Annotated in this window: 19 protein-coding genes and 1 pseudogene; 9 read left to right on the top strand and 11 right to left on the bottom strand. The window is 69.0% G+C overall.

The genetic code is table 11. The features are described from left to right. Nucleotides 1-140: 140 nt before the first annotated feature. Nucleotides 141-323: pseudogene (locus VD972_RS04285) on the top strand (tyrosine-type recombinase/integrase); the annotation flags it as partial. A gap of 145 nt (nucleotides 324-468) precedes the next feature. On the opposite strand, the gene VD972_RS04280 reads toward VD972_RS04285, so the two are convergent. The 3 genes from VD972_RS04280 to VD972_RS04270 form a co-directional block, all read right to left on the bottom strand. Beyond that, the gene (locus tag VD972_RS04280) at nucleotides 469-3,198 is read right to left on the bottom strand and encodes a hypothetical protein (RefSeq protein ID WP_324981154.1); all 2,730 of its coding nucleotides are present in this window, start codon (nucleotides 3,196-3,198) and stop codon (nucleotides 469-471) included. A gap of 59 nt (nucleotides 3,199-3,257) precedes the next feature. Beyond that, on the bottom strand, nucleotides 3,258-4,373 hold the full coding sequence (locus VD972_RS04275) for a LamG-like jellyroll fold domain-containing protein (protein WP_324981151.1): 1,116 nt from the start codon (nucleotides 4,371-4,373) through the stop codon (nucleotides 3,258-3,260). Between the two features lie 149 nt (nucleotides 4,374-4,522). Then, complete coding sequence (locus VD972_RS04270; RefSeq protein ID WP_324981148.1) at nucleotides 4,523-5,584, bottom strand: vWA domain-containing protein; 1,062 nt, start codon at nucleotides 5,582-5,584, stop codon at nucleotides 4,523-4,525. A 159-nt stretch (nucleotides 5,585-5,743) separates the two neighbouring features. Between VD972_RS04270 and VD972_RS04265 the strand changes: the two genes are divergently transcribed. Together VD972_RS04265 and VD972_RS04260 are read left to right on the top strand one after the other, a co-directional pair. Further along, complete coding sequence (locus VD972_RS04265) at nucleotides 5,744-7,180, top strand: metallophosphatase (protein ID WP_324981145.1); 1,437 nt, start codon at nucleotides 5,744-5,746, stop codon at nucleotides 7,178-7,180. A gap of 12 nt (nucleotides 7,181-7,192) precedes the next feature. Continuing rightward, nucleotides 7,193-7,951 (top strand): hypothetical protein, encoded by a 759-nt coding sequence (locus VD972_RS04260; protein ID WP_324981143.1) that lies wholly within the window; start codon nucleotides 7,193-7,195, stop codon nucleotides 7,949-7,951. Here the strand turns inward: VD972_RS04260 and VD972_RS04255 are convergent, their stop codons facing one another. The 8 genes from VD972_RS04255 to VD972_RS04220 all read right to left on the bottom strand — a co-directional run bounded on the left by VD972_RS04255 (nucleotide 7,952) and on the right by VD972_RS04220 (nucleotide 16,873). Continuing rightward, the gene (locus tag VD972_RS04255) at nucleotides 7,952-9,088 is read right to left on the bottom strand and encodes a Gfo/Idh/MocA family oxidoreductase (RefSeq protein ID WP_324981140.1); all 1,137 of its coding nucleotides are present in this window, start codon (nucleotides 9,086-9,088) and stop codon (nucleotides 7,952-7,954) included. Between the two features lie 181 nt (nucleotides 9,089-9,269). After that, entirely contained in the window at nucleotides 9,270-9,740 is a 471-nt protein-coding gene (locus VD972_RS04250) for a hypothetical protein (protein WP_324981137.1), read from the bottom strand. A gap of 145 nt (nucleotides 9,741-9,885) precedes the next feature. Continuing rightward, on the bottom strand, nucleotides 9,886-10,752 hold the full coding sequence (locus VD972_RS04245) for a class I SAM-dependent methyltransferase (protein ID WP_324981134.1): 867 nt from the start codon (nucleotides 10,750-10,752) through the stop codon (nucleotides 9,886-9,888). Next, complete coding sequence (locus VD972_RS04240) at nucleotides 10,749-11,477, bottom strand: hypothetical protein (RefSeq protein ID WP_324981132.1); 729 nt, start codon at nucleotides 11,475-11,477, stop codon at nucleotides 10,749-10,751. The genes VD972_RS04245 and VD972_RS04240 overlap by 4 nt, the downstream gene beginning before the upstream one ends. Next, on the bottom strand, nucleotides 11,474-12,826 hold the full coding sequence (locus VD972_RS04235) for a HAMP domain-containing sensor histidine kinase (protein ID WP_324981128.1): 1,353 nt from the start codon (nucleotides 12,824-12,826) through the stop codon (nucleotides 11,474-11,476). The genes VD972_RS04240 and VD972_RS04235 overlap by 4 nt, the downstream gene beginning before the upstream one ends. Beyond that, nucleotides 12,823-13,134 (bottom strand): hypothetical protein, encoded by a 312-nt coding sequence (locus VD972_RS04230; RefSeq protein ID WP_324981125.1) that lies wholly within the window; start codon nucleotides 13,132-13,134, stop codon nucleotides 12,823-12,825. The genes VD972_RS04235 and VD972_RS04230 overlap by 4 nt, the downstream gene beginning before the upstream one ends. Before the next feature lie 264 nt (nucleotides 13,135-13,398). Further along, on the bottom strand, nucleotides 13,399-14,091 hold the full coding sequence (locus VD972_RS04225) for a DNA methyltransferase (protein ID WP_324981122.1): 693 nt from the start codon (nucleotides 14,089-14,091) through the stop codon (nucleotides 13,399-13,401). Further along, on the bottom strand, nucleotides 14,075-16,873 hold the full coding sequence (locus VD972_RS04220) for a pitrilysin family protein (RefSeq protein WP_324981118.1): 2,799 nt from the start codon (nucleotides 16,871-16,873) through the stop codon (nucleotides 14,075-14,077). The genes VD972_RS04225 and VD972_RS04220 overlap by 17 nt, the downstream gene beginning before the upstream one ends. 206 nt (nucleotides 16,874-17,079) lie before the next feature. Here VD972_RS04220 and VD972_RS04215 point away from each other — a divergent pair, with 206 nt between their 5' ends. The 6 genes from VD972_RS04215 to VD972_RS04190 all read left to right on the top strand — a co-directional run. After that, nucleotides 17,080-17,517: a hypothetical protein gene (locus tag VD972_RS04215; protein WP_324981114.1), complete on the top strand. Its 438-nt coding sequence runs from the start codon at nucleotides 17,080-17,082 to the stop codon at nucleotides 17,515-17,517. Nucleotides 17,518-17,633: 116 nt separating this feature from the next. Continuing rightward, entirely contained in the window at nucleotides 17,634-19,367 is a 1,734-nt protein-coding gene (locus VD972_RS04210; RefSeq protein WP_324981110.1) for a right-handed parallel beta-helix repeat-containing protein, read from the top strand. A 65-nt stretch (nucleotides 19,368-19,432) separates the two neighbouring features. Beyond that, a complete protein-coding gene (locus VD972_RS04205) occupies nucleotides 19,433-20,164 on the top strand; it encodes a M90 family metallopeptidase (RefSeq protein ID WP_324981107.1) in 732 nt (243 codons plus the stop codon). A 156-nt stretch (nucleotides 20,165-20,320) separates the two neighbouring features. Then, nucleotides 20,321-21,691: a hypothetical protein gene (locus VD972_RS04200; RefSeq protein ID WP_324981104.1), complete on the top strand. Its 1,371-nt coding sequence runs from the start codon at nucleotides 20,321-20,323 to the stop codon at nucleotides 21,689-21,691. After that, on the top strand, nucleotides 21,669-22,274 hold the full coding sequence (locus VD972_RS04195) for a hypothetical protein (protein WP_324981102.1): 606 nt from the start codon (nucleotides 21,669-21,671) through the stop codon (nucleotides 22,272-22,274). The genes VD972_RS04200 and VD972_RS04195 overlap by 23 nt, the downstream gene beginning before the upstream one ends. Then, a partial coding sequence (locus VD972_RS04190; RefSeq protein ID WP_324981100.1) for a hypothetical protein occupies nucleotides 22,274-22,584 on the top strand: 311 nt, incomplete at its 3' end. The genes VD972_RS04195 and VD972_RS04190, both read left to right, overlap by 1 nt.

Here is a 22,584-nt window from a genome sequence, read left to right as displayed (position 1 = left end):
CCGGGAGAAGTCACCCCGATTATGCCGCGTCCCGAAAGACCTCGATGACGCCAACTGCTCGGCTGGACGTGCCTGCCGAGCGCCAACGCGGCATTACCCGGAGGTCGGCATAATGGCGCTAATGCCGAGCGCGGCATTAGCGCCACACCTACGGCAGCCACCTCGCGATGCGGGGCGTTGCTCTCAAGGTCATCCAGGAGTTGATGGGCCACGCGACCATCGAGATGACCATGAGGTACGCGCACCTGTCGCCCGAGGCGCGGGAGAGCGCGGTGCAGGAGTTGGATCGGCCCATCCCCCAGCCACGCGCCGCTCTGGGCTAGAGACGCCAGAGGGGCACACTGAGGGCACATGAAGAAAGCGAGGACAAAGAAAAACCCAGCAACCCGTTAAGATTGCTGGGCTTCTCGGGATGGCGGCGGCGGGAATCGAACCCGCAGCCCCAGCATCAAGGCGCTGGAAAAACCCTCATAAGGCAACACCGGGGTGCGCCGTGCGCAGCCTCACGAGCGAGGCCAGGCAGCTCTGCCACTCGCCCTTGGCCAGGGAGCCGGTGAACTCGTTGAGCACCGGGGCCACCACGCGGGCGAAGGACTGCTCCTCCAGCCCCAAGTCCCTCACCAGCTCGATGATGCGGCGCTTGGCGGTGCTCGCCGACAGCCGCCGCTGCACCATGCCCTCGCGGCCCTCCTTGGAGCGGCCCGGGGGCAGGCCAAAGAGCATGCGACGCAGGAAGGTGCGCAGGGCCTCCACGTTGGCGAAGCGCTCCGTGCCGCCCACAGCGGGGGCCTCGGTGGCGCCGGCGGGCTTCCACCCCTCGGGCAGGTGCGAGGGGCGGTGCTTCTCCCAGAGCAGGCGCACGGCGAACACCCCCACCTCCCGGTCCGCGCTCTCCATGAGCCACGCCAGCCGCTCGGCCCCGCCCAGCCGCGCGTAGTGCCGGCGGATCAGCTCCACCGCCACCTCGCGGGTGGTGCGCTTGGTGCTCTCGGTTAGGGTGAACACCTTCACCGCGTCCAGCTCCTCGGGCTTGAGCGTGTGCCGCTCGTCCGAGCCCGCCTCACCGGCGTTCAGCAGCGCGTCATAGGCCAGGTTGCGGACCTCCTTCGCATCCGCCTCGGCGAGCTCGTACACCCGGGGGTGGTAGCCCCAGGCGCGCAGCTCCGCTCGGGTGATGGCCAGCGCGAAGCGGCGCACGTCATCCCTCGTGTCGAAGAGGGCGGGCCACAGCCGCTCGGCGGTGTACGCCTTGCGCGGGGCCTTGGGCTTGAGCTGATAGGACTTGGACTCGGGCTGCTCGGGGCCGATGACGGGGTGGTGGCAGCGCAGGTACGTCTGCGCGAACTGGCGCACGGGCAAGGGCTGCTTGGCTCCCACGGCCAGCTCGAAGAGGCGCTCCAAGCCCGCGGCCGCGTCCCCGGACTCGCTGAAGTCCGCGGGCGAGAGGTTCTCCAGCAGGTAGCGGTGGGCGAACTCGTGCAGCGTCGGGTCCGCGCGCCGCGCCAGGGCCAGCAGCCAGGGCACGGTGAGCTGCCGCGCGCTGAAGATCTTCCGGTTGCCCAGCAGCGCCAGCGCCACCTCGCGGTACTTCGCGTTGAAGACGAGCCCCTTCACCCGCTCCACGTCCAGGCCCGGTAGCGCGTCCGCGCGCATGAGCCACTTCTGCACCTGGGTGCCCAGGCGCGGGTGGATGGCGTTGTCCAGCAGCCAGTCCGCGCCAATGGCGGCAGGGGTATACGCGCCCAGCGCCTTGAGGGCGAACTGCTCCACGGGGCTGGCGTAGTACGTGGGGAACTTGCTGTGCCGCGAGTCCGCGAGCAGCTCCTTATAGAAGGAGGCGGGCAGCTCGGCGGCGGCGTACTTGGAGTCGATGTAGCCCTTCACCCACGCGAGCTGCTCGTTGCTCCCGTAGAACAGGTCGATGAGGAAGCGGTGGGGCAGCTCGGCGCGGTCGAAGGACTGCTCCAGCGCCTTGGCGGCGAAGGCGTTCGTGGCCTTGGTGGCGAGCAGGCGCCCGAGGAAGTCCACGCCCAGCTCGCGCGCATTGCGCTTCTCCAGCAGGGCGGCGGCGAAGGCCACGGTGTCCGCGGGGCCGGTGGAGACCAGCTCCGCCAGGCGCTCGGCCGACAGGTCCTGCGCGTGGGCGCGCGCGTACTCGATGGCGTAGGTGCGGGCCTTGGGGCTGGGCGACACGAGCAGGGCGAGCACGGCCTCGTGCAGCCCCAATGCGCGCAGCTTGCCCTGGTGGAACTCGGGGGAGCCCTGCAGCGTGTCCACGAGGAACTCATGGGCGCTGGCGAGCGGTCGCCGCGCGAGCCTGTCCAGCCACGCGGGTGTCACCTGGCTGCGCAGCACCTCGGGGAAGTCCTTGCGCAGCCCATAGATGGCGAAGCGCGCGGCGGCATCTGACTGGCAGGTGTCCAGCAGGCGCATGAGCGCGTCAGGCGAGCGCTTCCACGCGTCCGGGAACGCGCGGTGCTTCAAGGGGTCCGAGGGCACGTCGATGGTGAAGGACTGGGCGTTGTACTTGCCGCTCTCGTGGGCCCAGATGTGCATGGCCACCCACGTCTCCCGCCAGTTGGTGCCGACGGGGTAGTGGCGCAGCACCTCGACGGCGAACTGGGGATAGAGCTCCGGCACGGCGGCGCCCAGGTGGCGCAGGTAGCGCCAGGCCCGGCGGCGCAGGTAGGTGACGGTGCCGAGCGACACTTCTCGGTTGCGGGAGCTGTGGCGCTCGGTGTCGAAGCGCCAGGCGAGGATGCCGAACATCTCCGCGTCGTGGCGCTGCTCCGCGAGCTTGTAGATGCGCTTGAGGCCGCCCCAGAGCCCGAACTGGAGATCCGCACCGCGCACCAGCTCGAAGAGGGCCGCGCGGCTGGCGTCGGTGTTGCGCTCGTAGAGGGCGACGAGCAGGTCCGCCAGGGCGAAGCGCGGGGGCAGCGGCACGTCCTTCTGGGCGAGGAAGCGCTGCCAGGCCTCGTGCGAGGCGGCGCGGCGGCCTGCGGCGTCGTGGCGTGCCTGGGCCTGGAACAGCAGGCTCTTGAGGCCCTGGAAGTCGATGGCACCCTCGGGGAGGGGCTTCTCGGGAGGCTTCTCCGGCTGGACCAGGAAGGTGGTGACGGCCTCGGGCAGCTCCGGCGCCTCGGAGCGGGCCAGCCGCTGCAGGTCTGCTGTGGTCAGCTCTTCACTAGGGGCCATAACAGCGCGGGTTTAGCACAAGCCGCCCGCCATGGGACTCCGTGTGCGCGTGTGCCGGCTCAGCGCGTGTTCCAGGTCGGGCCCCGGAGGACACCGTGCGCCTGGCTCTGCTCGGAGCGGTCCCCGGCGATGGTGCCTCGCCCTTCGTTCAAGGGCCATGAGCCGACGAGCCCCGGTGCGTCATCCTTGGGGTCTTTGCGCATGTCCTCCTGGATCTGCTCCGGGGTGCGCGCGACCTTCCAGAGCCGCACCTCGGCGATGTCCCCATCGAAGAAGCGCTCGGAGCCGCCGCCGCGGGCCCCGATGGCCCAGGGCCCTTTGACGGGGAGGACACCCACCGGATCGGGGTTGGAGGCGATCTCCTTCCCATTGCGGTAGAGGCGCCACTTCGCTCCGTCGTACACGCCCGCCAGGTGGACCCACTCGCCCACGTCCTCGGGAGGGATGGGCGCGGTGACGACATGGCTCATGCCGTTCCACGAGCCGACCTGGTAGTTGCCAGCCAGGATGCGGAAGAGCAGCTCGCCGGGAGGGGTCAAGCTGTAGCCGTGGGCGAGGATGTTGTGGAAACCGCCCGTGGTCCGCGGCCGGATCCAGGCCTCGATCGTGACGTTGCCGGTGAAGTCGAGCGCGGGTGGTTCGCCTAGATCGACGTACGCGTTCTGGCCGTTGAAGCTCAGCGCCACGGTGGGCGCGGGTCCAGACCCACCGGCTCCAGAGTCATCCTTCCGCAAGAGGACGCCTGCGGTGATGGCGCCCACGGTGATGAGGAGCACACCGGCCGCCAGCAGGGCGATCCAGAGGGGAAACTTCTTCTTCGCAGGAGCCACGGCGCGCTGCACCTGGAAGCCCACCGAGGGACCGATGGCGAACTCTTCATCGGGGTTGGCGACGTCCACCACGACGGGGTGGAACGAGTAGGAGCCCTCAGGTGCGCCTGGAGGGGTCGACACCTTCACCGTGAAGGTCTGGGTCCCATCCGGGGCGAACTCTCTCTCGGGCTCCCCCACGAGGGTCAACCAGCCACGCTGGAGCGGTCCCTCTGGCTCGAGGACCGCCCGAGCGCGAACGGGCCGGCCCAGGCCATTCGAGACGGTGAACGTGAACTCCCCCTGGCCCGAGCCGTTGAGCTGGACCGAGGGCGTGGATGCAGTGATGGCGAAGCTGCGTGGCATATGGAATCCCCGGCAAGAATGGACATGGCTGGGGACGCATGTGAGGAAGGCGAGGATCTGCCTGGTGCCCCTCCGCTCATGGGGCAGGGAGGCGAGCGAGCCCCGGCCGCGCCGCGCGAATACGGCCGGGCTCCTCCGCGCTCACCCGCTCACTGCTGGTAGAGCAGGGTGGTGCCGCGCACCAGCTTGCGGTTGTTGGAGGTGCTCTCCACGAAGATGGAATAGGTGAGGTGATTGCCGGGCTTCACCTTCACATTGGCGCCGGCCGGCATGCCCAGCACATGGCGCGCCTGGTCCCCGCCGAAGATGGCCTTCGTCTTCTTGTCGAGGATGGCGATGTTCTTCTTCGGCTGCACCGTCTCTGGCTTCGTCAGCTCGTAGAAGCCGCGGCCCGGCTCGTAGGCGGCGCCCAGCTTCTTGCGCATCGCGGGGCTGGCCTGGAGCTTGGCGTTGACGAAGTCGCGGATGGAGCGCTCCTTGTCCACCGTCCACCGGGCGAAGCCCTTGGACAGATCCTTCAGGGCGGAGAGGGTCTTCACATCCACCTTGCTCATGTCGGTGGTGAAGAACGAAGTCACAGACTTCTTCCCGCTGGCGCGCGCCGCGTAGAAGGTGGAGAGGCCCGCCGACAGCTTCTCGTCCATGACCTTGGCGCCCGTGGCGGTGGCGTTCCAGACGGTGACGTTGCCCTTGGGGATGCCGAAGCGGGTGAGGGTGTTCTGGCTGCCCGGCGGCACCAGGAAGGCCAGGCTCCAGCGGCCCGTCTTCTGCGCCTGCGCGATGAGGCCCTTGAGGCTCTTCTTGTACGTGCTCGAGGCATTCTCGTGGCCGTCGGTGATGACGATGACGAGGAAGCTGGTGTTCTTGTTCGTGGCACCCTTGGCCTTCTGCAGCCGGGTGATGGCGGTGCCGACCGCGTCCAGCAGGGCGGTGGAGCCCCCGAGCTTGAAGTCCTTCAGGGCGAGCTTGGGGACACTCTCCACGGGCGTGGTGAGGTGGCGCGGCTTGTCCACGGTGCTGTGGAACATGAAGGTGCTCAGGAACGTCTTCTGCCCGGCGGACTTCGCGTTGCGCTGAACGGTGTCGAGCTGGTTGTTGAAGACCCGCACCACCTGGGCCTTGATGCGTCGCATCGAGCCGCTGCGGTCCACGACGAAGGCGATGTGGTTGACGAGATCGGCAGCGGGTGGGGCACTCTTCTTCACGGCCATGGGGCTTCCCTGGGGCGACGCGGTGGGACTGCGAGCAGGAGAGGATAGCCCACTTCTGTCGTCTCTCGGACCGCGCGGCGTGGGACCATTCCGCTACCATGGGCCTCGTGCTAATTCAGCCGAGGAGGCCTGTACGTCCCGCACCACCCTGAGGGGGGCATGAGCGCCAACGTCGTCCTGCATGCGTGTGCCGCCGGCGCTGGCCGCCTGCGCGTCTGGCTCGGAGCGAGGGAGAGGACCACAGCGCCCGCGCTGAGCTGGAGCCTGGACGGCCGGCCCGCGCAGCCTCGCGCCCTGCGCCCCATTCAGAGCGCGCGCTCCGGCCCGTTCCTCGGCGGTGACACCCCTCGTATCTTCGCCGGCCTCTATGAGTTCTCCGTGGCTGACGCCCCCCGCGCCTTCCGGGTGGGCGTGAGCGTGGAGGGAGCCCCGCCCGTCACCGCCTCCCTGCGCGCCGTGCCGCGCACCGTGCCCGCCGGGCTGGACTCGAGCTTCCAGTTGATGCTCGCCTCGTGCTTCTACTCGGACGAAGACAGGGGGGGAGTGGCGGGCGTGTCCATGGACTCCGTCCTTCGGGGCTGTACGCCGGACCTGCTGCTGCTCCTGGGTGATCAGGTGTACCTGGATCTGCCGCCGCTGCAGAACCTGCCCGATGCCCGGCCCGCGCTCGCGCGCAAGTTCGAGCAGGACTACGCGCGCAACTGGTTTGACGCCGGCGCCTACGCCAAGGTGGTGCACGCCGCTCCCTACGCGTGCGTTCCGGATGATCACGACTACTGGAACAACTTCCCCATGCCCTCGGTCCAGTCGCAGAACACCTGGAACGTCGCCGGGCGGGCGGCGTGGGCGGACGTGGCGCGCATGCTGTATGGGCACTTTCAGCATGTGGACCCCACTCCCGTGGGGACGCCCGTCCAGTTCGATGTGGAGCCGCTCTCCTTCTTCCTCCTGGACTCTCGCGCCTGGCGTGATCCGGACTTCCAGTTCACCATGACGCCTCAGGCCCGCGACGCGCTGAGCGACTGGGTGTCGCGCTGCATCCGCGAGCGCAAGCTGGGCGTCTTCGCCACGGGGCAGTCGCTGGCGATGCCCAGGGCGAGCGATCTGAACCGCCGGTTCGGCGACTCGACGATGAACAACTATGCCGACTTCCACTTCCTCTCCGGACAGCTGGATCGGCTCATGCGCGAGGCCGGTGACGTCCTGCTCCTCACCGGAGACATGCACTGGGGTCGGATCGTTCGCCTGTCACCGAAGGATGCCATCGACAGCGGGATGCAGATGATCGAGGTCATCAGCTCACCCACCTCGCTCGTCACGACGCCCGTCAGGGATCCGCTGGCGAAGCTCAAGGCGGACAAGAGAGACCCCTGGCCTCGGCACTCGGATGCCACACTCCTCGGAGGAGTCGTGGAGCTGGAGGGCGCCCGCTCGCCCTTCTTTGGGTACACGCTCTACCGTCACCGAGGCAACCATGTGTGCCTGCTGTCCTTCCGGCGCCGGGGCAACAGCCTCGAGGTGACGCCGCGGTACTTCCCGCTGCTCCCCGGCCTCCAGCCCACCTCCGCCCCCTCCTTCGTCCTCCGCCACCGCTAGCGAGTCCCCGCCATGCTCGAGATCCGCTCCTCCCCCGCCGCCGCGCCCAACCCGAACCTCGTGTCCCAGCCACGCGCTCGCAACCAGACGAACCTCGCCTGGCTCGAGCGCGCGCTGAAGGGGAAGGGGAAGAAGGGGGGCAGCTCGCCCCTGCTGGTGTTGCTGGGCGGCACGGATCCGGTCTCCTTCCGGCTGCGGGTGGCGCAGTCGCATGCGAGGCACGACCTGACGCCCAGCCCCTGGTCCCACGTGGTGCTGGTGGAGCCCGCCGGCGGTGAGCTCACCTCCGCGCCGGCCTGGGAGATCGCCTTGGATCCGGCGGGTGGCTTCGGCTACCCGCCGCCGACGAATGGAGTCCAGCGCGCGGACCTGCGCCGCTATGAAGACGCCGGACGCTTCCCCAACCTCGCCGTGCTGCATGTCCCGCTGGAGGTGGCACCGGTGCGCGACGCCGTGCAGCGCTTCATGCGGCAGCGCGCCGCGATGGACACGGTGGAGCTGGTGACGCGGTGGCTGCCGTACGTGTGGGGCGCGGGCCGAGCGACCAACCCGCTGCTGGACGGCTTCGGCCTGCCCTCCGCGGTGATGGCGGAGGTGGTGCTGGGCGCGGCCGGCTTCGAGCTGACGCCGGGAATTGCCAGCAGCGCCAGCTGCCCCGAGGCCATCTGGCAGGCGGCGCGCTGGTGGCACGAGTACCACGGGCGCGAGGATGGCACGCCGCTCACCGGCGCATACACCTCGGAGCACTCGCTGTGCGTGGCGCCCGGGTAGCTACTGGGACGGCGCCTCCACGTTGACGTACTCGGGCGTCTCCGAGGGCGGGCGGTGCTCCTCCTGCTCCTTCGTGGGACGCTGCGGCTTCTCGAAGGGCTCCAGCTTCACCGAGCGGCCGGTGCGTGCCGACTCGTACAGCGCGGTGATGATGCGCACGTCCGCCAGGCCCTCCCAGCCGCTCGGCTCCGGCTCCTGGCCTTCCAGGATGCAGTCGCTGAAGGCGAGGAGCTCCGGCGCGATCTGATCCCGCTGCGTCACCTTGCCCTTGCGGGTCTTCCCCTCGGACGTCAGCTCCCAGCGGATCTCACCCTTGTACTCGTAGGCGTTGTCCACCTTCAGCGTGCCCTCGGTGCCGACGAGCTGGTACGTGGCCACCGCCTCGGCCCCGAAGCTCACGGTGAAGGTCGCCAGCTTCCCCTCCGGGAAGCGCATCACGACCGAGGCGGCCTCCTCCACCTCCGCGAAGCGCGGATCCTGGCCCTTGTCGCAGAAGGCGAACACCTCCAGGGGCTCGGCGCGGAACAGGTAGCGGGCCGCGTTCACGCAGTACACGCCGATGTCCCAGAGCACCCCGCCGCCCTTGTCACGCTCGACGCGGATGTTGGGCGCCTTCACCTGGAAGCTGAACGCCGAGGAGAACAGGCGCGGATCACCGATCTTCCCCTTGCGCACCGCCTCCACCGCCGTGAGGTTGGCCTGCTCGAAGTGGAGCCGGTACGCCGTCATCAACCGGACATCGCTCTCCTCGCAGGCGCGGATCATCTCCATGCACTCGGCCTCGGTGGTGGCCAGCGGCTTCTCGCACAGAACGTGCACACCGGCCTTCGCCGCGCGCACCGCGTACTCCGCGTGCAGCGTGTTGGGCAGGGCGATGTAGACGGCCTCCACCTCGGGCATTGCCAGGCACTCCTCGAAGCGCTCGTAGCTGAAGACGGGCACGCCGCAGCGCTCGCCCAGCTCGCGCGCCTTCTCCGGGTCGCCGCTCACCAGCGCCACCAGCCGCGAGTTCTCCGTCGCGTGCTCGAAGGCTGGGAGGATCGCGTCCTGTGCGAAGTGCCCCAGGCCCACCACCGCGTAGCCCACCTGCCGCGCCGCCTTCTTCGTCCGCCGCCTCATTCCCCGCTGACGAGCCATCCCGCTCCTCCCAAAGAAGTCACATGCTCTACCGAGGGAAGCTCCGCATTCCCACGCGCACCGACAACACGCCACATGCTGCCTGGCTGCTCGTCCCTGGGCTCAGAAGCGTCAGGGCCCGGGGCGTCCTGTCCAGGCCCCGGGCCCTGCACTGGCTGAGGCTCAGCTCTGGCCGCTCAGGCTAGCGGGCCTCTTCGCCCGAGCCGCCGATGTCGCGCGAGTCGTCCCGCGAGTCGTCCATCATGTCGGGGCGATTCAGGTCGCGCTCATTCAGGTCGCGCTCATCGAGGACGCCCTGATCCACGTCACCCGCGGTCCCCGGATCGTTCACCGTGCCGGAGCCCCCGGTCCCCGGGTCCTGTACTGTGCCGGAGCCACCCGTGCCGCCCGGGTCGTCCACCGCACCGCCGCTCGGGCCCGTTCCTTCCAGCTCGGTCCCCGGCCGGGCGTCCTGTGGAGTATCACGGAGGGGGTCGGTGCCGCTCGGGAGGGTGGAGTCCCCCGTGCCCGAGCCGCCTGTCGCCGGTACCTGGGTCGGATCACCCGCACCCTGGGTTCCCAGATCCTGCTGGTCCCGGCTCCGGTCCTGACACCCGGTGAACGCCAGCGCCGAAGCCACCGCACCCAGAACCATCCATCGCTTGAACGTCATGTCCGTCTCCCATGGTTGGAGTTGCCCTCAAGGCTGGGGCCTCTCCACCCTGCAGGCATCGGACGAAGGAGCAGATGCTCCTACATGCTCCGTCTGCAGCCGGGCAGCCGAGGGCTGTCGCTCCTGGCCGCGCAGTGCATGGGGCTCAATGCGGGCGCCGCAGCACCATCATCCCGTAGTGCAGGCCTCCATCGAGGAATGCCTGCTGGAGCCTCAGGTGCTCGCGCTGGGACTCGGTCCGGCCCATGCCGCCCGGGCTCGAGCGCGGCGACAGCTCCCGCTCCCGCGAGAGCAGATCCAACGTCAGCGTCCAGAAGTTCACCGCCCGCCCGGAGATGTCCTGGTGGAGCTCCAGCTCCAGGCCCTCCGCGGCCCCTGAGCGGAAATACTCCTCCACCGTGCCGATGTGCGTGTGCCAGTACCGGTCGAATGGCCCCGCCAGCTCTGGCCGGCCGAGGAAGCAGTCCGCGAGGACCACCATGCCCCCCGGCCGCAGCAGCGAGTACACCTTGCGGAACCACTCGCGGCGCGGCAGGTAGCACGAACTCTCCACCGCCACCACCAGATCAAAGCGCTCCCGGCCTGGCACCTCCAGCGCGTCGCACAGCAGGGGGGTCACCCGATCCGCCACGCCCGCCGCGGAGGAGAAGCGGTTCACCCAGGCGATGTGAGCGGGAGCGATGGTGATGGCGGTGACGCGCGCGCGGTGCACGGCGGCCCAGTACAGCGCGCCTCCCCCCAGCCCACAGCCGACATCCAGCACCTCACAGTTCCTGCCTGGCATTCCCACCGCGAGCGCGAGCTCGCCCAGCAGCAGCTCCTGCGCCTCGTGGATGAGCGTGCGCAGGGCTGCCGCTGGCAGCCCGGGGGGCGGCGTGTCGTCCACCAGTCCGGTGTGGTAGTGCACGCGCGGACCGGGGCCGTAACGGCGGAGGATGGCCTCCGTCTTGGCGTCGTAGTACGCGGCGACTTCGTCGCGTCCGGTTCCTTCTCGCAACAGCTCGACCTTCATGGCACGACCTCCGGAAGAATCGGATCGATGCGCCGGATCGCCGCGTCCAGGCAGCGCAGCCCCTGGCGCCGCACGCCGTCCATTCCCGCGCGAGCCCAGCGCACCACCTCGCGCTGATCGGCCTCCGGCATGCTGAAGAACCGCGGATCCTTGGAGCGGATGTCCTCCGCCACATGGGCCGCGATTCCCAGGAAGTGCCCCGCCACGGAGCGCTCCGCCAGCGGTGTCCCGGCCCAGAGCAGGCGCAGGTACGCCGCCCACTGCTGCCCCGCCAGGCCCTCGGCCACTCGCTGGAAGACGGGCGCCGTCCACGCCAGCGTCCGCACCTCCAGCGCCTGAGGCCCCGCGGCCACCGCCAGCGCCTGGGCCGCCTCCGCCATCACCCCCGCAGGCACCCCTGCCCGTGCCAGCGTGGCCCAGGCCAGGTTCTGCAGGAGGAACTGCACGTAAGGCCCTACCCGCAGTGGGTGCATGTAATAGGTACAGTCGCCGTCGCTGAGATCGTCCGCGAGGTTGCCCGCGGCGAAGTTGAAGAAGATTCCCGTGCCTCGGGCCAGCAGCACCTCCCGTCGCAGCCCTGCCTCCACGCCCGCCTCGTACAGGAGCGCGAGAGGCCCCGGCTGCGCCGCCTCCAGCGCGGCCACCACGTCCTGCTCGGCCTGCTCGGGCAGGCCCAGCCGCCGCAGCACCCGCAGCGCTTCCTGGTAGATGGATCCGCCGCTCATGCGCGCACCTCCCGGGGAAGCAGTACGCGCAGCACCGCGCCCCCGGACGGTGCGTTCTGACGCTCCAGCAGACCGCCGCTTGCGCGGATCAAGCATTCGCTCGTGTAGAGCCCCAGCCCCGTACCCTGGGGCTTGGTGCTGGAGAGTCCCTGGATGGGCGCGGCCAGCCGCTCAGGTGGGAACCCTGGCCCATCGTCGGAGATGATCATCTCCAGCCTCCCACTTAACGGCTCTGTGCGTGCCGAGATGCGCACGGCCGCGGCCGCGCGCAAGCCGTCCCCCTCACATGCGTTGGTGACGAGGTTCTCCACCACTCGCCTCAGCGTCGTGGTGCCTCCACGCACCCACGCGCGCAGCGGCTCCTCCCGGCCCGCCTGCACCTGGATGTCCACCTCGGGGAAGCGCAGGCCCACGCTCTGGCGCACCGAATGCAGGACGGGCACCAGATCCACGCCTTCCGGATCACTGCCAATGTAGCGGCGGCCCTTCTGGTGGATCTCCATAACGCGCTCCCGGATGTGCGAGAGCTCCGCGTGGAGCTGCTGGACGAGCCGCTCCGGCTCTCCGCGGCCCAGGCTGCCGCCCCGCGCGACCAGGCCCTTGAGGAGATCCGCGGCGCTGCCCGCCGACAGCAGCTTCTCTCGGATGTCCTGGCTGTGGCTGATGATCTCCGTGAGGGCCTGGGACATGCGGCCCACGTCTCGCTCCTGCTGGGCCAGCATCTGCGCCTGGACGGCGGCGCGCAGCCGCTCCGCCTCCGCGGCGGTCCGGTCATGCTGGAGGGCGAAGGTGCCCAGGGAGAGCTCGGCCATGAGGGACGCGGGGCCGATGACGGCGAACAGGGGCAGGTTCTCGGGCCGGGCGATGAGGGCGGCCAGCACCAGCGCGAGCGCCGTGCCCACCGGGAGGAAGGGCGTGCGAGGCGTGACGCGGAAGAGGCGGCCGTGGAAGGCGGCGGTGAAGAGGAAGAAGCCGGCGAAGACGGTGGCCCCCTGCGTCGCGGAGACCGCCATGAGGCTGGCGACGAAGAACTGGAGCCCCGTGGTGCCCGTGAGCGACAGCACCCATCCCCACGCCTCGATGTGCTGGCGCTTGCGGTGCAGCAGGGCGAAGGCGAAGTCCGCCAGGGCTGGCCCCAGACACAGCAGCGCGGTGCCGGGGTCCAGGCCGAAGAACTCCCGGGCCCGAGGTGCCCAGGTGGCCGCCGCGAGCAGCACCAGGATCAGCGCGACGAGTGACAGCCACGCGCCGACGCTGCTGGCCGCCAGCACCTCGGGGACGCTCTGGGCGTTGACCCAGCGTCGGAAGGCAGCGCGCAGGCCGCTCCGGATGCGCGAGGGCAGGCTCATATGGCGGTGACAACCGTGTTGCCCGAGGACTGGTTGAGAGCGTTGGTCTCGTGGGTGGCCTGGGCCGCGCGGTGCTGGAGCTCCCGGAAGATGTCCGGCTGGCCCCCTCTCACGATGTTCACCTGCACCTCGCCTCCGGCGAGGACGTGGTGCATCGCCTCCAGGACGGGCTGAAGGGTGGGGCTGATCTGGACGTCGCCGTTGTGCCCCTCCACGGCTCCCAGGGCCCGGACGCGTTCGAGGTATTCCTCCAGCGAGGAGGCGAACGAGAGTTGGACGACGCGGAGAGGGTCGCTGCCGTTGCTCATGCGGTACTCCCTTGTGTTCAGGAGGGGCCCTGAGCAATGAAGAGATGTCCTGAGGCTTCATGCTGGTTCCCCCCCGGGTCCAGCGTTGAGTCACACGCCATTGGCGCGCGGAGCAGCGTGCCCCGCGCGTGGGAAATGAGAACCGAGCGGCGTGCGAGGCGTCAAACCGCAGCACGCCATGACTGTTGGCCAGGGGGCAGGAGCGTGGGTGGAAGCGGTTGTGAGTCGACACAACCCCTCCCTGGAAGGCAGGGTCGACTGCCTCTATTCAGCGGGATCCAAAGTGACGCGGAGCGCGCGCGCCTTCTTCGCCCGCTTGCGGCTGAGCTCCACGCCCACTGCGTCCATTCCCAGCGCATTGGCCACCGCCAGCACCGTGCCGTGGCCGCAGAACGGATCCACCACCGTGCGCGTCGCCGTGTGCTCGAGGATGAAGCGGCATGCCGCCACGCAGGCCTGCACGCCCATGCCGCGCGTCCACGTCACCTCGCCCGCCTCCGGCAGCACGTCCGCCGTCGCCCGGCCGAGATCCACGCGGACGCCTCGTGAGAAGCACAGCATGTGGGAGTAAGCCGGCCTCCCGAATGTCACCGTCCCCGGGGGACGGCGGCACACCACCTTGTGCCAGAGCGCCTCACAGCCGGCCTCCTCCGCGGCCTTGCTGATCAGATAGCCCTTGTCCACCCACGCCCCCTCCTTCTTCACGTCCGTCTGGTAGAAGATGGCCACGCCGCCCGCTGGCACCTTCCCCATCACCCGAGCCGCGGCGCGGATGAACCACTGCTTCCACTCCGCCAGCGAGAGTGTGGGGAACTCGGACACGTCCGGCAGCGAGGTGATGACCGAGCAGCCCTCCAGCGTCTCGCGTCCCTCCAGCCATGCGAGCGCATCCGCGCACTCCACCGTCCGCCGGCCCTCGGGCCTATCCACCGCTTCCCCTTCACCGTGCTCTGCCACGTGTCCTCCCGCTCTGGTGCTCGAACGTGGAGGGCGCGGATCGCCCCAGCACCTCCACCTGGAAGCCCGCGCTCTCGAGCTGCGGCCGCAGCGCCACCGCGTCCCCGAGGATGACCACCACCTCCGAGCCGAGGCTGAGCCGCCTGGCCAGCCCCTGCACGGCCTCGGGCGTCACCGCCGCGATGGCCTCCGGGTACCGCTCCCAGTAGTCCGGTGGACGGCCCAGGCGCTCCAGCTCGAGCAGCCGCTCCACCGCCGCCGCCGCCGTCTGGAAGCGCAGATCATAGCCACGCGCCACCTGCCAGCGTGCGCGCTCCACCACCTCGCGAGGCAGCAGCTCCGCCTCCAGGGTGCCCAGCTCGGCGAGGAGCTGTTCCACTGCGCCCGCCGCCGCGCTGCGCTCCACCGCCGCGCGGACCCTCAGCAGGGAGGCCCGTGGGCGGGCCTCGTGAGACACGCGCACGCCGTAGGTCAGCCCCAGGCGCTCGCGGAGCTGACGGCCCAGCCGGTGCTCCAGCAGCCACACCAGCGCGCTGGCCGCCGCGTCCTCCTGCGCTGACAGCTCGGGCCAGCGCAGCCCCACCTGCAGCTCCGCCTGGGTGGCGCCATGCCTGTCCACCACCACCACCTCACGCTGGCTCGGCAGCGGTGGGGCAGGGGGAGACTCCACCTGCCGGCCCTTGCCGCGCCACCGCCCGAGCATCTCCGCGACCTGGTCGCGCAGCTGGGGTAATGGCGGCAGATCCCCCACGAGCAGGAGCGTGGCCCGGTCCGGGTTGAGCTCCGCCTCCACCCAGGCGGTGGCCTGGGACGCCGTGAACCGCTTGGCCTCCTCCACGCTCGGCGCGAGGCCATAGGGGTGCCCTGGGAACAGGCGGGCCATCAACGACCGCTCCGCGCGCGTGTCCGAGCGGGATGCCTCCCGCTCGAGCTGCCGCACCTGCCAGGCTTGAACGTCCTCGAAGGGGCGGAGCTCCACCTCCGCGTCCCACATCCACTGCTGCATGTCCTCCAGCACGTGGATCAGGTTCCCCGCGGGAGCCGACACGGCGAGCACCGGCTGGCCCTCATCGCGGAGCTGGAGCGCCGTGCGCGCGCCCACCTTCGCCCCGTGGTACCACTTGCGGCCCGCCGACATGTACGAGCCGTGGACCGCCACGCGAGACAGCGTGAGGGCTCCCTCGGTGTCTGGGGTTCGCGTGCGCACCCACAGGCGGGCCTCCAGCAGCGGCATGCCTCCACGTCTCAGCGCCACCACCCGCAGGCCGTTGCCCAGGGTGAAGCGCTCGGCCTTCTCCAGCCCTGGGGGCCGGGCCACCTGACGCACCTCCAGAGCCCCGGGTGGGAGGATCAGCTCCTCGTCCCCGAAGTCCTCCGGGCCAGCCAGGGGAGAGAAGCGCTCAGCCACCTGCGGGCGCTCGGCGCCGGCCTGCTCCGGCACCATCAGCAGCAGGCGCGCGCGATCGCGCCGCACGTACTTATAGAGGTAGGGGCCGAGATCCCTCGAGAGCCCTTCGCGGATCTGCTGGGGCCAGCCAGTCACGTAGTCCGCCTTGCCCGTGGCGCGCAGGAAGCGGGTCGCCTCCCGGGCGGGGAACTGCTCCAGGGCCATGAAGGCCTCGGTGAGCAGCATGGAGCGTGCGCCCAGGGTGAGCCCTCCCAGCCTCCCAGGGTCTCTCACCAGATCCACGAGCTGATCCAGCGCGAGGTCCGCCACGTCCTCGGCATCCTCCGCCTTCATCAGATCGATGCGGGCGATGAGCAGCGTGACGCCATCCAGCACCTCCAGGGACACGGAGGTGCTGTGGGCCTGCTCCTCCCGGGCGAGCTGGGTGGCGAGCCTGTGGCCCAGCATTCCCTCGGCGGCGAAGGCGTGGGGCGTCATGCCCGAGAACAGGCCCGGCAAGGTCCACACCAGCCACAGGCGCGGGTACTCCACCGGGCCGTGTCTCACCACCAGGGGGGCGCGCTGGCGCAGCTCGGGAGGAAAGGGGGGCGGCACGCGGCGCACCGGCGGTGTGGGCGCAGCCTTCCCCGCGGAGGTGAGCTCCGCGAACCCGAGCGTCACCGTGCTCCGCACCGCGTCCGAGGCCAGCGGACCGGACACTCCCAGCACCACGTGCGCCGGCGTGTAGTGCGCCTGCACGAAGGCGCGCGCGTCCTCCAGCGTCAACCGCTGAAGGGACTCTGGAGTCCCGCCTGACGTGCGCCCGTAGGGGTGGCCCGGCAGCAGCACCTCATGCAGCCACCGCTGCTGCGCGCCCTCGGGGCTCGTCTCGTAGCGCTGGCGCAGCTCCGCCACCACCACGTCTCGCGCCACGCGGAAGTCCTCCTCGGTGACGTTCTCCAGCGGCGCTCTCAGCCGCTCGGCCTCCAGCGCCACCAGCAGGGGAAACTGCTCCGGCGGCGCGGTGAAGAAGTAGTCCGTCCCGTCATACGAGGTGACCGCGTTGTAGTGCGCGCCCGAGGCCAGCAGCAGGCTGGAGAGCCGGGGCGTCCGCTCGCCGCCGGGCCGCGCCTGGAAGGTGAGGTGCTCGACGAGGTGTGCCAGACCTTCCTTTCCCTCCGGCTCATCCGTGGCGCCTACACGGTAGGAGACGTTCATCGTCACCCACGACACCTGCGGCGCCTCGTGCACCACCAGCCGCAGCCCGCTGGGGAACTCCTCGTAGGCGCCGCGGAAGGCCACCGGCCGGGCCAGTGGCCGATTCGGAGGAAGCGTCAGCGCGGCGCAGCCCACGAGGAGGCTGGGCAGCAGGAGCAGCACCCGGCGGAGGGACATGGAACACACACTATGCCCCGATGTCCCCATCCCTCGGATCATCACCGAGGGACAACGAGAGTTGATCGAACAATGAAAACGCGCTAAACATACAAATCAAGAACTAACGAAACTAACGGGATGTCAGGGTCGGTCCTGCAAGCCAGTATTTCTGGAAGAGTAGGCCTGACCCTCTCAGGGCCTGAAGACTCCGAGGAGGAGAGACAATGTCCTGGAGAATGACGTTCGAGTACGACCCGCAGAACGACGTGGTGCACGCCCACTTCGCGCGCTGCCTGCTGGTGAGCGCGTCGGACGTGCAGCAGTGGCGAGCGGACATCGAGGAGAAGCTGTCGCAGTTCGGGCGCAAGGTGGATCTGTTGCTCAACTTGGAGGGGCTCGAGGTGACGTTCACGGCGGGCCGCCTCTTCGGCCAGGCTCGGCGTGAGGTGCTGGAGCGCTATACGCAGCGTGCGTACTGCTACGGCGGCGACGAGATGACGCGGATGTTCCTCAGCACCAGCGGCATTCTCCACGGACACCCGGTGAACCAGTACGAGACGCGGATGCAGGCGCTGCTGTCGCTGCTGTCGGATCGGGACGCGGTGCGGCGGCGGAGCCTCTCGCGGCCCTCCAGCGCCCACCAGCTCGCCGCGGTTCGCTGAGCGGCCCAGAGGAAGTCAGAGCGGCGACACGGGTAGGACACGTGGGCTTTTGACGCAGGGCTTCCTGCCGGTATGGTGGGTCGAGTTTCCGAGCGCTGAGCCGGAGGGCTCGACACATGATCCGGGGAGAGTCGAGGCACCTGTCACGGGTGGCCGGTGTGTGGATGCTGGCCTGGCTGGGCTGTGGGGCCGAGGTGCCGCCGGTGGAGGAGACCTGTGGCACGGGTCCCTGTGTGCAGAGCCGGCTGCCGCCCACCCTGCTCACGGCTTCGCCCACCTCGCTGAGCGCCCTCCCTGGGGAGCTGGTGACGCTGAGTGTCTCGGCTCGGGATCCCACGGGCCAGGGGTTGAGCTTCGCGTGGGTGGCAAACACCGGCACCCTGGGAGTCCCCGTGCAGCTGGGCAACCGGAGTGAAGTGCAGTGGACTGCCTTGTCCTGCGTGCCCGCTGGGGTGCTGCCCACGATCACGGTGACGATCACCAACTCGGGGGGGCTGAGCGTGTTGCTGGACTTCGAGGTGGAGTGGAGCGGTCCGGCCTGTGGCCCTCCGCCGTGCCAGGTGAGGCTCGAGCCGCTCCTCGTCACGCAGCAGGAGGACTGCACCACGGCCACGCCGGTGTTCATCCCGGATGGATACACGCTCCATGGCACGGGACACTCGCTCGTGGCGGTGGATCCGGTAGGGGGCACATTTGCTGGCGCCATCCTGCGCAACCGGGGTGTGACGGCACATGTGCGCAGCTTGAGGGTGCGGGCGCAGGGGCTCTTGAAGGACGGGCCGTGCGACGCGGGAGATGATCGGCTGCGAGGCATCTTGTTGCTGGGGGCGTCGGGCTCGGTGGTGGACAGCGAGGTGCTGGACATCCGCCGCAACCAACGCGTCGCTGGCAATCCAGAGGGCGCGCCGCGAGGGTGCCAGGAGGGACACGCCATCGAGGTTCGCAATGGGGATGCCTCGGTTCAGAGACAGGTGGAGCTGCTTCGCAACCAGGTCAGCCGGTACCAGAAGGTGGGCATCTTGGTTGCGGGGCGGGTGGACGCCACGGTGACGGAGAACACGGTGACGGGCTCGGGACCGGTGGCCCACATCGCGCAGAATGGCATGCAGCTCAGCGATGGAGCGACGGGCCGAGTGACGGGGAATCAGGTCTCCGGCCACTCGTACACGGGGAGCAGTGATGTGGCGTCGGGCATCCTGGTGGCGGGAGGCCCGTACTACGGCATCGCGCTGGTGAAGGACGCGCTCATCCAGGGCAACACGCTGGCGGGCAATGACGTCGGCATCTCCCTCAGTCAGGCTGAAGCGGACGGCAGCGGCCTCGCGACGGCGACGCGCATCCGGGTGTTCGACAACACGGTGCGGAACAACGCGGTGACGAACGGCTATCCGTACCAGGCGGGGATCTCGGACCTGGGGACTGGCAACCTCATCCACTCCAACACCATCACGGGAGCCGGGTACGATCCGGCCACGCAGCCGGGTGCCACCTTTGACGTGGACGTGGTTGCGGGGGCTGCGTCCCAGGTGGCGTTCCTCACGCCTGAGAGAGAGGTGGCGACGGGCCTGTGCTCGGGCAAGGTGGTGGTGCAGAGCCAGGATGTGAAGGGCAACCTGTCGAAGCCTGCTCTGGCGGTGTTCGACCTCGCGGCGAGCGGGACTGCGGCGCCGGGACTCACCTTCCACTCGGAGCCCGGGTGTGGAGGGCCCTCCATCAGCACGGTGGAGCTCTCCACGCCCGAAGCGGCGGCGACCTTCTACTTCAAGGCGGAGGAGGCCGGCGCGGTGACGCTCACGGTCTCCAACGGGCTGCTGAGCGGCTCACAGGCTCAGACGGTCAGCGGTCCCTGATCTCCACTGCTGGGGTGATACGGCACGGTGGTGGGAACCCGGTCCGGGTGGCAAGCTGCCAGGTGATGGCTGGTCCCTTCCGCTGGTTTCGGCGCAGACAGCTCCTGCGCCGTCCGATCCCACCCGAGTGGCAGGGATACCTCGAAGCGCGCGTGCCCTTCTTCCGCGCGCTGTCTCCCGAGCTGCGCGAGCGCCTCCTGGAGCTGCTCAAGGTGTTCGTCTGGGAGAAGGAGTTCGTGGGAGCCAGTGGGTTCCTCATCACGGACGAGGTGCGCGTTGTGGTGGGCGCCACGGCGGTCCAGCTCGTGCTGCACCTGGGGCTTGGGTACTACGACAGGCTGCGGGAGGTCATCGTCTACCCTGGAGCGTTCAAGCTCCCGGAGCGCACCGGGGTGGTGCTCGGCGAGGCGAAGCACTGGGGCCAGGTGATTCTCTCGTGGCAGGCGGTGCTGGCCGGGCTGAACAACCCGCGGGACGGGCACGACACCGCGGCGCACGAGTTCGCCCATGTGCTGGACCGTGCGGACGGGGCCTTTGATGGAACCCCGAAGCTGCGCGAGTACTCGCACTATCGCGCGTGGGCCTCGGTGATGGACGAGCACTTCCAGGCGCTGCGGCGGGGCCGGCCCATGGAGCGCAAGGTGATGGACGACTACGGCTCGCTCAACGAGGCGGAGTTCTTCGCGGTCGCCACCGAGTCCTTCTTCGAGAAGCCTCGGCAGATGAAGGAGAAGACGCCGGAGCTCTACGAGGAGCTGAAGCGCTTCTACGGGTGGGATCCTGCGGCCGGAGTCTGATGGGTTTTGGCGGCCCGAACTTGAACCTGTAGGGCCCTCCAACGGTCACCCACCCACCCTCTGGCACTCAGTTAGAGTCGAGAGATGACGGAGATCGGCTCTCGGGCACGACATGAAACAGCTCGGGTGGTCCTGCCCCATGAAGCGAGGCAAGCGATGCTCGCGCTGGTGGCGCTGATATGGATGACCGGCTGCGCGACCAGCAGTGCCGCGGGTCGACACTCCGCCTTCCAGGACGCAGGGGCCCCGTCCGAACTCGAGGATGACGGCGGTGGCTTTGGCATCTGGACGGAGAGGGATGACCTCCAACTCCTCCAGCAGTCGGCAGGACTGGAAGAGGACTCCTGGCATGAGGCGGGAGAGGAGCTGGAGACCGATGACGCGCAAGCGCTGTGGGAGGCGCTGGCTCGCACGGGGACGAGCCTCCAGAGTTTCGGTCCGCGTCGCTCCCTCCTCTTCGTGCTGCGCCAGGTGCTCACCCGGGAGGAGGACGTGCCTTATGCCGAGCTGTTGCAGCGCCTGCGCTCCTTCCACTTCCTGGTGGTGATGCGTCCGGACGGCTACCTGGTCAGTGCCCTCACGGGAAGGCCTCTCCAGCGCATGGGGATGGGCCGGGTGGAGCTACGCGAGGGAAGGCTCATGGCGGGCCACTTCGAGGTGGGGGCCTTCTACGTGGACAAGGGGGGCGTCTTCTATACCGTGGACGACTCGCTACGCCGGCCTGGAGTCATGGTGGGTGAGCTGGGCCTGGAACGGGACTGGTTCAACGCCGCTCTCGATGGCGGCGGGGATGCACTGGGGGAGATGGCGCAAGCCCTGGCCCACTTCGTCAATGACCCCATTCGAAGCCTCGAAGGGCTTGAGCAACTGCCGTCGGCGGTGGCCGCCCTCATTGCGTCCTCGCCCGACTACTTCGCCCGCTACTCCGCGCGGCCTTTGCAGGAGCAGATTCGCGAGGCCGCCCGGCTGTCCACGCACCTGGTGATGCTCTACGGCAGCGCGGCAGGTGCAGCCACGCGCTTCAGCACAGCGGGCGCACAACTGCCGGTGCTGTCCCTCACTGCCGAGGGGGTCCTGGCAATAGAGCAGATGGCGCTGCCCGTGGGCGCCACGGCGGCGGCGCTGGGGACAGGCGCCGGTGCTGTCTACGTCCTCATGGAATCCCCAAAGGCTCCAGGTGAGGGCAGTCAGGCTTCAGGTGCCGCGAAGGGGGCAGGGGGTGGCTTCAAGCCCTTCACGGAGAGCAACTTCCGGGAGAACCTCGCGCGCCTGACGGGCCAGCTACCCGAGGGGGCGCACGCCCATCACGTGTTTCCTCAGAAGCTCGCAGACAGATTTCAGAAGGCGGGGATCAATGTCCACGATCCGAGGTTCGGCGCATGGTGGAAGCAGTCCAGCCACCTCAAGAACGCAGCCGAATACCTCGGGCGGTGGCAGGAGTTCCTTCGCAAAGAGCCCACTTTTGAGCAGATTCTTCAGTACGGAAAAGAGCTGGGGGGTGAGTTTGGGTTCCAAGTCAATTTCTAAGGAATTCCCCGGCTTCGACAAGATCTTCTCTCTTGGGGAGTCAGGGTACAGCAGGGCGTTCAGAGGCAAGATGGCCGTGGAGACCGATGACGTCGGCTTGACGCGCGCCGAAGTGCACCCAGTCCACCCGATCCGAGTCGACTGGGCGATGGGGCGTGCCAAGCCGGCCGACCCAGTGATGTGGACGACGCATGCAGTACCGATCATTGTCGCGGATTCCCTCCTACAGCTTCTGCGGTCTCACGGGTTCACCGGGTGGTCTCGCTATGACGTCACCGTCCGGGACAAGCAAGACCAGCTGGTCCCAAGCTATAGCGGCCTGGCCGTCACAGGCCGGTGCGGCAACCTTGAGCACTCCATGAGTGTCGAGGTGCCCCGAATCTACCCGGCCGGCATCTTCCCTGTGTGGAAGGGGCTCCTCTTCGATCCAGCGTCGTGGGATGGCTCCGACTTCTTCATGCCGGCTCAACGCTTCGGGTTTGTGTTCGTGGTGGAAGAGGTGAAGAAGGCGTTCGAACGGGCGAAGATCAGGAATGTGAGGTTCACTGCGCTGGACCAGTTCGAAAGATCGTGGACGATCTGATGACGGACAACGAAGACTCGACAGGTGACGGACTCTTCTCCCGAGACATGGCCTCACCCTCTCGTCAGGTCCGGTGGCTCAAGGGGGGGGTGATCGGCGTCATCGCGCTGGTGTTGATTGGCACGTGGGTGTGGGTGCTCGGCTCGGAGAGCGGCTCGATCCGCGCCATGTCCCCGGCGCAGCGCGAGGCCCTCTACCAGGAGGCATGGGCGGACCAGCGCGCGAAGTGTCTCGGAGGCGACGGGCCGAGAGACACCGAGAGCCGCTGCCGCCAGCGGGCCGAGTTCCTCCTGCGCTTCCCTCAGTGCGA

Origin of the sequence: Hyalangium sp. (assembly GCF_035629615.1) — a bacterium.
GTDB lineage: Bacteria > Myxococcota > Myxococcia > Myxococcales > Myxococcaceae > Hyalangium.
This window is presented reverse-complemented; position numbering and strand designations above follow the sequence as displayed.

What these genes read in the sequence shown, in the direction of transcription:
- VD972_RS04200 (WP_324981104.1), top strand. Translation starts at nt 20,321, where the DNA reads ATGCTCGCGCTGGTGGCGCTGATATGGATGACCGGCTGCGCGACCAGC.
- VD972_RS04205 (WP_324981107.1), top strand. Translation starts at nt 19,433, where the DNA reads ATGGCTGGTCCCTTCCGCTGGTTTCGGCGCAGACAGCTCCTGCGCCGT.
- VD972_RS04240 (WP_324981132.1), bottom strand. Translation starts at nt 11,477, where the DNA reads ATGAGCGGCGGATCCATCTACCAGGAAGCGCTGCGGGTGCTGCGGCGG.
- VD972_RS04230 (WP_324981125.1), bottom strand. Translation starts at nt 13,134, where the DNA reads ATGAGCAACGGCAGCGACCCTCTCCGCGTCGTCCAACTCTCGTTCGCC.
- VD972_RS04250 (WP_324981137.1), bottom strand. Translation starts at nt 9,740, where the DNA reads ATGACGTTCAAGCGATGGATGGTTCTGGGTGCGGTGGCTTCGGCGCTG.
- VD972_RS04265 (WP_324981145.1), top strand. Translation starts at nt 5,744, where the DNA reads ATGAGCGCCAACGTCGTCCTGCATGCGTGTGCCGCCGGCGCTGGCCGC.
- VD972_RS04245 (WP_324981134.1), bottom strand. Translation starts at nt 10,752, where the DNA reads ATGAAGGTCGAGCTGTTGCGAGAAGGAACCGGACGCGACGAAGTCGCC.
- VD972_RS04275 (WP_324981151.1), bottom strand. Translation starts at nt 4,373, where the DNA reads ATGCCACGCAGCTTCGCCATCACTGCATCCACGCCCTCGGTCCAGCTC.
- VD972_RS04270 (WP_324981148.1), bottom strand. Translation starts at nt 5,584, where the DNA reads ATGGCCGTGAAGAAGAGTGCCCCACCCGCTGCCGATCTCGTCAACCAC.
- VD972_RS04255 (WP_324981140.1), bottom strand. Translation starts at nt 9,088, where the DNA reads ATGGCTCGTCAGCGGGGAATGAGGCGGCGGACGAAGAAGGCGGCGCGG.
- VD972_RS04280 (WP_324981154.1), bottom strand. Translation starts at nt 3,198, where the DNA reads ATGGCCCCTAGTGAAGAGCTGACCACAGCAGACCTGCAGCGGCTGGCC.
- VD972_RS04220 (WP_324981118.1), bottom strand. Translation starts at nt 16,873, where the DNA reads ATGTCCCTCCGCCGGGTGCTGCTCCTGCTGCCCAGCCTCCTCGTGGGC.
- VD972_RS04260 (WP_324981143.1), top strand. Translation starts at nt 7,193, where the DNA reads ATGCTCGAGATCCGCTCCTCCCCCGCCGCCGCGCCCAACCCGAACCTC.
- VD972_RS04215 (WP_324981114.1), top strand. Translation starts at nt 17,080, where the DNA reads ATGTCCTGGAGAATGACGTTCGAGTACGACCCGCAGAACGACGTGGTG.
- VD972_RS04235 (WP_324981128.1), bottom strand. Translation starts at nt 12,826, where the DNA reads ATGAGCCTGCCCTCGCGCATCCGGAGCGGCCTGCGCGCTGCCTTCCGA.
- VD972_RS04210 (WP_324981110.1), top strand. Translation starts at nt 17,634, where the DNA reads ATGATCCGGGGAGAGTCGAGGCACCTGTCACGGGTGGCCGGTGTGTGG.